Annotated in this window: 14 protein-coding genes and 1 tRNA gene; 12 read left to right on the top strand and 3 right to left on the bottom strand. The window is 47.1% G+C overall.

What is annotated here, in order from left to right; translation table 11 throughout:
• Positions 1 to 2 precede the first annotated feature (2 nt).
• From AR442_RS14955 to rpsN, 4 genes are all read left to right on the top strand, one after another.
• Complete coding sequence (locus tag AR442_RS14955) at positions 3 to 992, top strand: aliphatic sulfonate ABC transporter substrate-binding protein (protein WP_015239446.1); 990 nt, start codon at positions 3 to 5, stop codon at positions 990 to 992.
• Positions 992 to 1,825 (top strand): ABC transporter permease, encoded by an 834-nt coding sequence (locus AR442_RS14950; protein WP_053285085.1) that lies wholly within the window; start codon positions 992 to 994, stop codon positions 1,823 to 1,825. The genes AR442_RS14955 and AR442_RS14950 overlap by 1 nt, the downstream gene beginning before the upstream one ends.
• Before the next feature lie 24 nt (positions 1,826 to 1,849).
• Positions 1,850 to 2,986 carry an FMNH2-dependent alkanesulfonate monooxygenase gene (gene ssuD / locus AR442_RS14945; RefSeq protein WP_053285084.1) on the top strand — a complete coding sequence of 379 codons (1,137 nt, stop codon included), beginning with the start codon at positions 1,850 to 1,852 and terminating at the stop codon, positions 2,984 to 2,986.
• 174 nt (positions 2,987 to 3,160) lie between these two features.
• Positions 3,161 to 3,430: a 30S ribosomal protein S14 gene (gene rpsN, locus AR442_RS14940; RefSeq protein ID WP_007610245.1), complete on the top strand. Its 270-nt coding sequence runs from the start codon at positions 3,161 to 3,163 to the stop codon at positions 3,428 to 3,430.
• A 20-nt stretch (positions 3,431 to 3,450) separates the two neighbouring features.
• On the opposite strand, the gene AR442_RS14935 is transcribed toward rpsN, so the two are convergent.
• Together AR442_RS14935 and AR442_RS14930 are read right to left on the bottom strand one after the other, a co-directional pair.
• Positions 3,451 to 3,918 carry a hypothetical protein gene (locus AR442_RS14935; protein ID WP_053285083.1) on the bottom strand — a complete coding sequence of 156 codons (468 nt, stop codon included), beginning with the start codon at positions 3,916 to 3,918 and terminating at the stop codon, positions 3,451 to 3,453.
• Positions 3,915 to 4,118: a helix-turn-helix transcriptional regulator gene (locus tag AR442_RS14930; protein WP_003155407.1), complete on the bottom strand. Its 204-nt coding sequence runs from the start codon at positions 4,116 to 4,118 to the stop codon at positions 3,915 to 3,917. Before AR442_RS14930 ends, AR442_RS14935 begins: the two co-directional genes overlap by 4 nt.
• 189 nt (positions 4,119 to 4,307) lie before the next feature.
• Between AR442_RS14930 and AR442_RS14925 the strand changes: the two genes are divergently transcribed.
• Positions 4,308 to 4,381: transfer RNA gene (locus tag AR442_RS14925), tRNA-Gly, on the top strand.
• A 90-nt stretch (positions 4,382 to 4,471) separates the two neighbouring features.
• Here the strand turns inward: AR442_RS14925 and AR442_RS14920 are convergent.
• Positions 4,472 to 5,095, bottom strand: coding sequence for a hypothetical protein (locus AR442_RS14920; protein ID WP_025284465.1), 624 nt, complete (start codon positions 5,093 to 5,095; stop codon positions 4,472 to 4,474).
• An 84-nt stretch (positions 5,096 to 5,179) separates the two neighbouring features.
• On the opposite strand from AR442_RS14920, the gene queG reads away from it, so the two are divergent.
• From queG to prkA, 7 genes are all read left to right on the top strand, one after another.
• The gene (gene queG, locus AR442_RS14915; protein WP_014417263.1) at positions 5,180 to 6,340 is read left to right on the top strand and encodes a tRNA epoxyqueuosine(34) reductase QueG; all 1,161 of its coding nucleotides are present in this window, start codon (positions 5,180 to 5,182) and stop codon (positions 6,338 to 6,340) included.
• A 76-nt stretch (positions 6,341 to 6,416) separates the two neighbouring features.
• On the top strand, positions 6,417 to 7,328 hold the full coding sequence (locus tag AR442_RS14910; protein ID WP_014417264.1) for an amidase domain-containing protein: 912 nt from the start codon (positions 6,417 to 6,419) through the stop codon (positions 7,326 to 7,328).
• A 36-nt stretch (positions 7,329 to 7,364) separates the two neighbouring features.
• A complete protein-coding gene (gene trmL, locus AR442_RS14905) occupies positions 7,365 to 7,847 on the top strand; it encodes a tRNA (uridine(34)/cytosine(34)/5-carboxymethylaminomethyluridine(34)-2'-O)-methyltransferase TrmL (RefSeq protein WP_007610253.1) in 483 nt (160 codons plus the stop codon).
• A 136-nt stretch (positions 7,848 to 7,983) separates the two neighbouring features.
• Entirely contained in the window at positions 7,984 to 8,616 is a 633-nt protein-coding gene (locus AR442_RS14900) for a YhbD family protein (protein ID WP_015417094.1), read from the top strand.
• On the top strand, positions 8,607 to 9,320 hold the full coding sequence (locus tag AR442_RS14895; RefSeq protein WP_053285082.1) for a bactofilin family protein: 714 nt from the start codon (positions 8,607 to 8,609) through the stop codon (positions 9,318 to 9,320). The genes AR442_RS14900 and AR442_RS14895 overlap by 10 nt, the downstream gene beginning before the upstream one ends.
• Before the next feature lie 11 nt (positions 9,321 to 9,331).
• The gene (locus AR442_RS14890; protein ID WP_053285081.1) at positions 9,332 to 10,042 is read left to right on the top strand and encodes a hypothetical protein; all 711 of its coding nucleotides are present in this window, start codon (positions 9,332 to 9,334) and stop codon (positions 10,040 to 10,042) included.
• A gap of 358 nt (positions 10,043 to 10,400) precedes the next feature.
• Entirely contained in the window at positions 10,401 to 12,296 is a 1,896-nt protein-coding gene (gene prkA, locus AR442_RS14885) for a serine/threonine protein kinase PrkA (protein ID WP_003155391.1), read from the top strand.
• The last annotated feature ends 131 nt before the right edge of the window (positions 12,297 to 12,427 follow it).

Below are 12,427 nucleotides of genomic sequence, written 5' to 3'. Positions count from 1 at the left end.
AAGTGAAAAAAATCATCATTCTTTTAGCCGCAGCAGTCATGATGTCAGCCGGATGCAGTGCAGACGGGACAGGAGGGAGCGGGAAAACGGTGAAAGAAATCCGGATCGGCATCCAGCAGAGTTTAAGCCCGCTTCTCATTGCCAAGGAAAAAGGCTGGTTTGAAGAGGCCTTCAAAAAAGACGGAATAAAAGTAAAATGGGTCGAATTCCAAAGCGGTCCTCCGCAATTTGAAGGTCTTGCCGCCGATAAGCTTGATTTTTCCCAGGTCGGCAATTCACCGGTCATTTCCGGTCAGGCGGCAGGAATTGATTTTAAAGAGATCGGGCTGTCTCAGGACGGGTTAAAGGCAAACGGTATTCTCGTAAACAAGGGCAGCGGCATTCAGAGCCTGAAAGAATTGAAAGGTAAAAAAATCGCCGTAGCCAAAGGCAGCAGCGGCTTTGATTTTCTTTATAAAGCTTTAGATAAAGCGGGGCTTTCCGCCGATGACGTCACCATCATCCAGCTTCAGCCTGATGAGGCGGTTTCCGCTTTTGAAAACAAATCAGTTGACGCATGGTCCATTTGGGAGCCGTATTTGTCGATTGAAACGCTGCAGCACGGGGCGGAAATATTGGCGAACGGAGAAAGCACAGATTTATATTCTCCCGGTTTCACGTTAGTCAGAACGGGATTTTCCAAAGAACACCCGGATGAGGTTGTCCGTTTTCTGAAAGTGTTCAATAAAGCAGTTACATGGCAAAAGGAACACAAAGATGAAGCCGTCTCCTTATATGCGAAAATCAAACATCTTGATCCGAAAGTCGTCAGAAACGTGCTTAACAATACTGAGCCTCTCAATGAACCGATCAATGATGATATTGTCAAAGCCCAGCAGGAAACCGCTGATTTTCAATATCAAACAAAAGCGATTCATAAGAAAATTCATGTAAAAGACGTTGTCGACAATTCATTTATTAAAAAAGCGCTTGAAACGGGGGATGGCAAGTAATGAAAGCAGAAGCATCAACGGCTGCCGGCGCAATAAGCCAATCAGAAAAGAAAGCTCTGGCAAGATCCCGGAAGTATTCATACCAATGGATGAAAGGGGTTGTACTCCCGGCTGCGGTCATCGCAGTATGGCAGTTTATCGCAAGTCTGGGCATCGTCTCGGCCACGGTGCTCCCGTCGCCTGTCGTCATCTTGCAGACGTTTCAGGAACTTCTTCTTTCAGGTGAGCTTTGGGGTCATTTAGAGATCAGCTTATACCGGGCGGCTGCCGGATTTCTGCTTGGCGCGGGCCTTGGACTTGTTTTCGGGCTGCTGGTCGGTTTCTCAAAGCGGACGGAAGCATATCTTGATCCGTCTCTGCAAATGCTCAGAACGGTTCCGCACTTGGCCGTGACTCCTCTGTTCATTTTGTGGTTCGGATTTGATGAGACATCAAAAATTCTGCTGATCGCATTGGGGGCTTTTTTCCCCGTGTACATTAATACGTTTCTCGGAATCCGCAGTGTGGACGCGAAGCTGTTTGACGTCGCGCGTGTGCTGGAATTTAACTGGTATCAGCAGATGGCGAAATTAATTCTTCCGGCATCTCTGCCGAATATCCTGCTCGGCATCAGGCTCTCTCTGGGCATTGCGTGGCTCGGTCTTGTGGTGGCGGAACTGATGGGCTCGAGCGAAGGCGTCGGTTATATGATTATGGATGCCAGACAATTTTCACAGACAAATAAGGTGTTTGTCGGCATTATCATTTTTGCGGCTGTCGGCAAGCTGACAGATGCATTGGTCAGAATGCTCGAACGGAAACTATTAAAATGGCGGAACAGTTATGAAGGGTAACCTATTAAAAAAGGAGAGATTCATATGGAGATTCTTTGGTTTATTCCGACGCATGGTGACGGCCGGTATTTAGGGACGCAAACGGGAGGGAGAACGGCGGATCATCTTTATTTTAAGCAAGTGGCACAGGCGGCGGACAGACTCGGGTATACGGGGGTTCTGCTGCCGACGGGGAGATCATGTGAAGACCCGTGGCTGACGGCTGCCGCTTTAGCGGGGGAAACGAGTGACTTGAAATTTTTAGTGGCGGTCCGTCCGGGACTGATGCAGCCGTCTGTCGCCGCGAGAATGGCGTCGACAATGGACCGGCTGTCAGACGGCCGTTTGCTCGTAAATGTCGTAGCGGGCGGAGATCCTTATGAACTGGCGGGAGACGGCATGTTTATCAGCCACGATGAACGTTATAAGGCGACTGAAGAATTTTTAACCGTCTGGCGCGGACTCATGCGGGGCGAAACGGTGACATATGAAGGGGACCATATCAAAGTGGAAAACAGCAATCTGCTGTTTGCGCCAAAACAGTCTCCGCATCCGCCATTATATTTCGGCGGTTCATCACAGGCGGGAATTGAGGCTGCGGCGAAACATACAGATGTCTATTTAACATGGGGAGAGCCGCCGGAGCAGGTAAAAGAAAAGATTGAAACCGTTAAAAAACAGGCTGCCAAGAAAGGAAGGACAATGCGTTTTGGCATCAGGCTTCACGTGATTGTCCGGGAGACTGAGAAAGAGGCATGGGAAGCGGCTGAACGATTAATCAGCCATTTAGACGAAGAGACGATTGCGAAAGCGCAGGCTGCGCTCCGGCGCGCTGATTCTTCAGGACAAAAACGGATGGCCGATCTCCATAACGGTGACCGCTCGAAGCTTGAGATCAGTCCGAATCTCTGGGCTGGCATCGGACTGGTCAGAGGCGGAGCGGGCACGGCGCTTGTCGGTGATCCCCAGACCGTCGCCGATCGAATTTTAGAGTATCAGGCACTCGGCATTGAGTCGTTTATCTTTTCAGGCTACCCGCATCTGGAAGAAGCTTATTATCTGGCTGAACTCGTGTTTCCGCTTCTGCCGTTTCAGAATGAACGGACTAAAAAGCTTGAGCGCAGACTGGGTGAAGCAATGGGAAACGACCATTTTGCAAGAGGAAATAAAGCGACAGTCTGATGACGTCGCAAGGCGGATAATTGACGGCGGGCGCTTTCTGCGGATTCATTTCCGGGGAAATGCCGGCAGTGAAGGCGGGTATTCACCCGCCTTTTTAAGCGCTTAGCTTGCACGATACTCATATGGATGATATGATACAAAACGTAATTATTACGATTTGATAGGAGTGCTGAAATGGCCAAAAAATCAAAAGTGATCAAAGAGCTCAAGCGGCAGAAGCTTGTTGAACAATATGCGGACATCCGAAGAGAATTAAAGGCAAAAGGAGACTGGGAAGCGCTGAGCAAACTGCCGCGTGATTCTGCTCCGGCCAGGCTTCATAACCGCTGTACGGTGACGGGGCGGCCCCGCGGATATATGAGAAAATTTAAATTGTCCAGAATCGCATTCAGGGAGCTGGCCCATAAAGGCCGGATTCCCGGGGTGAAAAAAGCGAGCTGGTAATGTAAAAAACTCCGGATCTGTCATGAACCGGAGTTTTTGCCGTGCTTATGAAAAGTGAAAACATAAGCCAAATGCTGAATCATCATCAGAATGAAAATCAAAAGAATCGGAAAAAAGGGAAGATGCGGCTGAATCTGCGGATAAAACAAAAGCAGAACGGCTGCGGCCGGCAATGAGAAGTAAACGGCGATATACGAGGAACGGCAAGCTTTAGCCGTCATCATTCGTTCTCTTTCATCCTGTTCCTCAAATTCATCGGGCACAAGCTTGTGCTTTTTGCCGTTTCGTTTTTTCTTTTCGGCATAGATATACAATGCGGCACAAACGGTAAACAGCAGAAACGGAGTGATATTCAGCTCAAATGAACCGCTCCCCTCCGTTTGGAAAAACTGGGCGATCCGCGGCGCCGCTTCCATAAAGGAAATAAGCGTCCAGCAGGCCAATCCGTAGAGTGCAAGGTGAAAACACGCTTTTCTTTTCAAACTCATTTTTTCTCCTCCTCCAGCCAGAAAACTTCCTCCATCGGCAGGGAGAAAGCCCGGCAGATGTTAAGCGCCAATAAAAGTGAAGGCACATAATCTCCTTTTTCAATCGCTGCAATCGTCTGTCTGGTGGCTCCGGCTTCTTTTCCGAGCGTTTCCTGAGAATAGCCGAATCTGGCTCTCAGCTCTTTTACTTTATTTTTCATCATCACGCATACCTCAAGTTTTCTTCTTTTTCGTATTGTATGAAATTCTTAACAAAATGTAAACCCAACTTAACATGTGGACAAAAAAAGAATTTTTTTCGACAAATTTTTTAACATTCCCTTGACGAAAAAAAAATAAACATGTAATATTAGAAACGTCAAAGCGGTACTGACAAAAAGAATTTTGATGCGGGTGTAGTTTAGTGGTAAAACCTCAGCCTTCCAAGCTGATGTCGTGAGTTCGATTCTCATCACCCGCTCCATACATACGTTATTAACGCAGTGTTTCGTTTCTCTGATAAACGAAGTATTGCGTTTTTTTATGTGAAAAAAGACACGAAAGGCGTGTCTTTTTATGAAAGCCAAGAGACGGTATGCGTGCCTCCGTGAATTTGTTCAAACATTTTGGTTAAGGATGATAGCAGCTCATCCGCCGCGTCGGCATGAAATGAAGGCGGGAAAAAGATCAGCTGCAGCATTTTCTTTGTGCCGGGCGTGACCGGTCGGGTATTGATATGTCCGGTGAAATCGCCGAAAACGCCGTCCGGTCCAGAGAAGGACAGTACGCTTTCTTTTTCTCCGATCGTAATCGAAATCGGTTCATCTATTTCTGCGGCGTCATACGCCATGATAGGCAATGAATATTTCAAGGAGAAAAAAAGTATGGTATCATGGGCTGAATTCACACTTTCAATGAATCGTTCCCGGGAAATATCGCCGAGCATAAGCTCCATCGGCGTTTTTTGTCCTGAAAAGGCGGGACTGAGCTGTTCCATTATACGCGCCCACTCTTTTACAAAAGGCTGCTCTTCTATACCGCCGTCAGCATAATCAAAGTAAAGAGATTCTTGAAATAAACGGAGGCGGCCTTTCAGCATTTGCGGAGCAGGCCCGACTTCGATCTGTTCATATAAGACGGCTGCCGCTTTGATCCCCGGCACCCGTTCAGCAATAAGTGGATCTAAACTGATGTTCAAGTGTGTTCACTCCATTTCGGGATGATAAAACTCTATTATACCTGTGCGGGAGCCTGATCACAAAGAAAGGAGGCTGTGCAAAAAATGAATATTCATAAACTGAAAGAGGAATTAATCGAATACGCCAAAAGCATCGGAGTTGACAAAATCGGGTTTACGACGGCTGATACGTTCGACAGTCTGCGGGACCGGCTGATTCTTCAGGAATCACTCGGCTATTTATCCGGGTTTGAAGAGCCGGATATTGAAAAACGGGTTACTCCGTCTTTGCTCCTCCCGAAAGCCAAATCGATCGTCGCCATCGCCCTTGCTTATCCTTCCAAAATGAAAGATGCGCCGAGGAGCACGAGGGACGGGCGGCGCGGCATTTTTTGCAGAGCTTCCTGGGGGAAGGATTATCATGACGTGCTGCGCGAAAAGCTTGATCTGCTGGAGAATTTTCTCCAAAGCAAACATGAGGATATCCGCACAAAGTCAATGGTGGATACGGGGGAATTGTCCGACAGGGCCGTGGCTGAACGGGCGGGAATCGGCTTCAGCGCCAAAAACTGCATGATCACCACGCCTGAATACGGCTCTTACGTCTATCTGGCTGAAATGATCACCAATCTGCCCTTTGAACCGGATGTGCCGATTGAAGATATGTGCGGTACTTGCACAAAATGTTTAGACGCGTGTCCGACCGGCGCGCTCGTCAATCCCGGACAGCTTAACGCCCAGCGCTGTATTTCGTTCCTGACCCAGACAAAGGGATTTTTGCCGGATGAGTTCCGCACGAAAATCGGAAACCGTCTGTATGGCTGTGACACGTGCCAGACGGTCTGTCCGATTAATAAGGGGAAAGATTTTCATCTTCATCCGCAGATGGAGCCTGATCCGGAAATCGCAAAGCCGCTGTTAAAGCCGCTTTTGACCATAAGCAACCGCGAATTCAAAGAAAAATTCGGACATGTATCGGGATCATGGCGCGGCAAGAAGCCGATACAGCGGAATGCGATTTTAGCTTTGGCTCATTTTAAAGATGCCTCGTCTCTTCCGGAATTAACGGCCTTGATGCACCAAGATCCGCGCCCCGTCATCAGGGGTACGGCCGCCTGGGCCATCGGGAAAATCGGTGATCCTGATTATGCGGAGGAATTAGAAAAAGCGCTTCAAAAGGAGCAGGATGAGGAAGCCATACGGGAAATTGAAAAGGGACTGGAGCTGTTATCGGTTTCTGATAAGACTAAAACCGGCCGGTCCTGACATATGTATAGAGAAAAAGCACTTGACCTGAGTTCAAGTGTTTTTTCTTTATAAAACAGTATGGTGGGTGGAGCGCTTGAAGCATATTATTGAAGATTTAGCGGAGGCCCGGCTTCATTATTTAATCAACGGAACCGAGATGAGGCAGAATGGGCAGCCCGGCGATCTTGAGGTCCTGACGAGAAAAAAAGAGCTGTTTAAAAAACGGAAAGTTGACATCGTGAAAGCGAAGGCAAAAGCCGTCATCGTCAAAAGCAGCCTTGAGGACGACGGCACGTTATGCGTCATGTACACGATTCATTTCGAATATTTGTGCAAGGAGCATGACGGACACCTTTACTTAGAAGAGCAGATTGAGGAACGGACTGCATTTCTCTATGATCAGCTTTTGATTAAAGACCGGGAAGTAAAGAAAAAACCGGCGGGATTTTCTGACGGAAACAGCGTAATTGAATATGAGCGGAGTGAACGGGAGGATTTCGGGCGGGCGTTTCAATATGACCGTCTGGCTGCCGTGCAGTACGCGGAGAAGTTTTGGAATAAACGAAATCCCGCTTATAAAAATTTCAGCGATAATTGCACCAATTTTATTTCCCAATGTTTACATGCCGGAAAAGCACCGATGCGGGGGCATCCGAACAGAGGCTCAGGCTGGTGGATGAAGGCAAGCTCGTGGAGCTACAGCTGGACGGTCGCGCATTCGATGAAGATGTATCTGGCCCAATCCAAGGCAGGGCTTCGCGCGGTGCAAGTATCAAGAGCTGAAGAACTGATGCCCGGAGATATCATTTGCTATGATTTTGAAGGAGACGGCCGTTTTAATCATACGGCGATCGTGGTCGCGAAAGATAAAAGCAATATGCCGCTTGTCAATGCCCAAACGTATGACAGCAGAATGAGATATTGGTCATATGAGGATTCAACGGCGTATACTCCTTCCATCAGATATGCGTTTTTTCATATTACGGATGATACGACAAAAGAGTAATTAATGATATAATGGTGGGCGGAATAAAAAACAGAGGTGAACATCGTGGCATTACATGTCGTTTTATATCAACCCGAAATCCCGGCCAATACGGGAAATATCGCACGTACTTGTGCGGCAACAGACACAACGCTTCATTTGATCCGCCCGCTCGGATTCTCAACCGATGATAAAATGCTGAAGCGCGCCGGACTCGATTATTGGGAGTTCGTCAACGTCGTATATCATGATTCATTGGAAGAATTATTTGAGGCATATGAGAACGGAAAGTTTTTCTTCATTACAAAATTCGGCCAAAAGCCGCACACATCATTTGATTACTCAAATACGGAGGAAGACTTTTTCTTCGTATTCGGCAGAGAAACGAGCGGACTTCCGAAAGAATTGATCGAAAACAATATGGACCGCTGCCTGCGTCTGCCGATGACCGAGCATGTGAGATCATTAAACCTGTCCAACACGGCCGCGATTCTTGTATATGAAGCGCTGCGCCAGCAAAATTACAGAGATTTGACGTGAGAAAAAACGCCCGCATCCGGGCGTTTTTTTATTGAATAAAAAGACGGGCAGCAGCGGTTCACGGCATTTTTATATTTTCAGGCTTAACAACGTAACAGTGTTATGTTACAATACATTCATCGAAGGAGCTGGATTCATGGAGGAGCAACTGATTTCTAAAAAAGAATTGCTGGAAGAAACATCAATTTCATACGGGCAGCTGTACCGGTGGAAACGGAAAAATTTAATTCCTGAAGAATGGTTTATCCGAAAATCGACGTTTACAGGCCAGGAAACATTTTTTCCGAGAGCGGAAATATTAAAACGCATCTCAAAAATACAGAAAATGAAAGAAAATCTGTCTCTGGATGAAATGAGAGAAATGCTGTCTCCGCAAATGACTGATGTCAATATAACGTCTGCGGAACTGCTTCAAAAGGGACTGATTTCAAAAGCCGCGCTGCAAGTTTATGGCGAAGACGGCGTGACATTCACGTCCCGCGCGCTGCTGTCTTTATATGTGCTTGAAGGGCTTTTGCAATCGGGCAATATCAGCCTTGAGGAAGGAAAATTGGCGGCAGGGGTGCTGAAAACGTATGAGGCTTCCGAGCTGAAAGCGAATACGGAGCTTGTCATGCTCCGAAAGCTTGGCGTAACGACGTGCTTCATCGCAGACGCGGAACATATTTTGTTTGAACCGACTGTCAAAGTGGTTGAACGGGTGGCGCTTGCTGCGGCATCGGAAGAATTAAAAACGAAATGGATGCAGGAGGACCATCAATGGAAGTAACAGATAAATTAGTCATCAACGGTTCAGGAAGTTCAAAAGGAGGCCGTTTTCATACAGTGGAGATCAACGGAAGCGGCACGGTGTCAGGTGATGTGGAGTGCACGAGCCTTTTGTTTAACGGCAGCGGAAAAACAGACGGACATGTCAAGACGCAAACGCTGACGATCAGCGGTTCGGGGAAAATTTCCGGCAGCGCCGAAGCTGAATCCATCCGTATCAACGGAACGGGTGTCATTAAAGATGATGTCAAAACGGAGCGGCTGAACGTCGCGGGATTTTCATCTTTCGGCGGCGGTGTGAAAGCTGATGATATTTTCATATCCGGGAAAGCCGGGATTGAAGGCGATTGCGAGACAGAGACGTTCCGTTCGGAAGGCAAATGCAAGATCGGCGGCCTGCTGAATGCCGATGAAGTCAGTATTAAGCTGGCGGCGGGAGAAAGCCGGGTGAAAGAAATCGGCTGCCGCCATTTGAAAGTGATGAGCAGAAAGAGCGTGCTTACGCGTTTTAAGCTGATGCCGGCCCCGGTGCTGACAGCAGAGCTGATTGAGGGTGACATCATTGAATTGGCGGACACGAACGCGAAGACAGTCCGCGGAAATCATGTGCGGATCGGCGCGGGCTGCACCATTGGGACGGTGGAATACAGCGGCGATTTTACATGTGATCCTTCCGCTTTGGTTAACAAAGTCGTGAAACGATAGGAGGAGCTGCGATGGAAACGACAAAAAAATTGAGTCATTTAAAAATGTACGGAGCCGGACACGCCTCCGGCGGTTCCTACCAAAATGTAAGCATTAAAGGGGAAGGAACTGTCGGCGAAGGACTTCAAAGCGAACGCTGCCGGATATTCGGTACGGGACTTTTTCTCGGAGATGCCGAGATCAACAGGCTGAAAATTTTCGGAGAGCATGAAGTTGCAGGAGATTTATCAGCACGTTCAGCAAATGTGATGGGCACATTGAAAGTCGGCGGCTCCGTGCGTTTCGCCACGATGAGGCTGAAAGGACTTGCTGAAATTGGCGGCGGGGCCGCGGGAGAGCAGTGTCATATAAAAGGCAGTCTCACCGTCGGCGGCGATTGCGAGACGGAGCTGCTTCATGTAACAGGATGTATCAATGTGGCGGGATTGTTAAACGCGGGGGACGTAAACATCCATTTGCGTTATGACCGAAGCCGTGTGAAAGAAATCGGCGGCACATCGATCACCGTCAGACGGAAACCCGGTTTTCTTAAACGGAAAGCCGGCACGCTTTCTGCTGAATTGATCGAAGGAGACGCAATTTACCTCGAATACACGGAAGCGGACATCGTCAGAGGAAAGCATGTGGAAATAGGCCCGGGCTGCAAAATCGGAAAAATCGAGTATCAAACAAGCTGCAAATCTCATGAAAAATCAATTGTCCAAGAACGTATTCAAATATGAAACATTGTTATGTTGTACAGGAAAGGGTGCTCTTTATGAAGAGCACCCTTTTGCCGTTATTTGTTTTCAGGTTTGCTGTCGTAACCCGCCGTAAAAATGGATACTAAAAAAGTGAGAATGACCCCAAGTAAAATGATCGTTTTCATCATTTCTCCTCCTCTTTGCTTTTCCATTTGATGTCCGAGTCTGGATGAAACTGTATTTCTTTCATTATGAACGGTGCACCGGACCCTTGTCAATGACGGCCTTATAACGTCTTTATTTTTAAGAAACGAAAAGCATGTATTATCACGTCACCGCATAGATTGTAACAAAGTACCTTATTTCTAGTGCATTAACCATGATAGAGGAGGTTCTTATGGATATATTAAAGAAAATTGAAAAGTACAGAGAGGAAGAGCAGCGTCTCAAATGGGAAGGGACGTTCGCTGATTATTTGGAGATCATAAAAGAAAATCCATTGGTCGCGCAGTCTGCTCATTCTCGCGTTTTTAATATGATAAAAGACAGCGGAATCGAGGAGGATGACGGTAAAAAGACATACAGCTTTTTCTCGAGGGAGCTGTTCGGCCTTGAGGAATCTCTGGAACGGCTCGTGGAGGAATACTTTCACCCGGCTGCCAAGCGGCTCGATGTAAGAAAACGGATTTTACTATTGATGGGACCCGTCAGCGGCGGAAAGTCAACTCTTGTCACCATGCTGAAAAAAGGGCTTGAAGCCTACTCATTGACAGACAACGGCGCTGTTTACGCCATTAAAGGCTGCCCGATGCATGAAGATCCTCTCCATCTCATTCCCCATCATCTGCGCGACGACTTCTACAGAGAATACGGCATCAGAATTGAGGGCAGCCTTTCTCCGCTTAATGTCATGCGGCTTGAAGAAGAATACGGCGGCAGAATTGAGGATGTAAAGGTTGAACGTATATTCTTCTCGGAGGATAAACGTACCGGAATCGGAACCTTCAGCCCGTCTGACCCGAAATCACAAGATATCGCCGACTTGACGGGGAGTATTGATTTTTCAACGATTGCCGAATACGGCTCAGAATCAGATCCGCGCGCTTATCGGTTTGACGGTGAATTAAATAAAGCGAACCGCGGAATGATGGAGTTTCAGGAAATGCTGAAATGCGATGAAAAATTTCTGTGGCATCTTCTGTCACTCACGCAGGAAGGCAATTTCAAAGCCGGACGGTTTGCGCTCATCTCAGCCGACGAATTGGTTGTTGCGCATACGAACGAAACGGAGTACCGCTCGTTTATTGCCAATAAGAAAAATGAAGCCCTTCACTCCAGGATCATCGTGATGCCTGTTCCTTATAATTTAAAGGTGTCAGAGGAAGAACGGATTTATGAAAAAATGATTTCTGAAAGTGATGTTTCTGACGTACACATCGCCCCCCATACATTAAAAGTGGCCGCGATGTTTTCTATTTTGACCAGGCTGAAGGAACCGAACCGCTCTGATATTGATCTCGTCAAAAAAATGAGGCTCTATGACGGAGAAAGCGTTGAAGGTTACAATTCCGTTGATCTTGAGGATATGAAGAAGGAATTTCATGATGAAGGAATGAGCGGAATTGACCCGCGTTATGTCATCAACCGCATTTCCTCAACGATTATCAGAAAAAATATGGAATCGATCAATTCGCTTGATGTGCTGCGTTCCTTAAAAGAAGGACTCGACCAGCATCCGTCCATCTCCGCCGAGGACAAAGAGCGGTATATGAATTTTATTTCCGCCGCCAGGAAAGAGTACGATGATATCGCCAAAAAGGAAGTGCAGAAGGCGTTCGTCTATTCATATGAAGAATCCGCGAAAACTCTCATGGACAATTATTTAGATAATGTGGAAGCGTACTGCAATAAAAATAAGCTCCGCGATCCGCTGACGGGTGAAGAAATGAATCCTGACGAAAAACTGATGAGATCCATTGAAGAGCAGATCGGCATTTCAGAAAACGCGAAAAAAGCGTTCCGCGAAGAAATCTTAATCCGCATATCCGCATATGCAAGAAAAGGAAAACGCTTTGACTATAATTCGCACGAAAGACTCCGCGAAGCGATTCAGAAAAAGCTGTTCGCAGACTTAAAAGATGTGGTGAAAATTACGACCTCCACCAAAACGCCGGATGAGCAGCAGCTTAAAAAGGTCAATGAGGTAGTGGCAAGGTTAATAGATGAACACGGCTATAATTCGACTAGCGCTAATGAACTGCTGAAGTATGTCGGAAGCTTGTTAAACCGCTGATGTTTGATTTCATTGAGAGGCCCGTCTGTAAAAGGACGGGTTCTTTTGTCTGTTTTTCGCAATTGTTTGTCAATTGGAGAGTCCGGCCGGCATAAGATAAAAATAAATCTTTTCGCCGGACTTGTTTCATA

The organism is Bacillus velezensis, from assembly GCF_001461825.1.
GTDB classification, from domain to species: domain Bacteria; phylum Bacillota; class Bacilli; order Bacillales; family Bacillaceae; genus Bacillus; species Bacillus velezensis.
The sequence above is the reverse complement of the archived record's forward strand: the minus strand, read 5'-3'. Positions and strand labels throughout refer to the sequence as shown.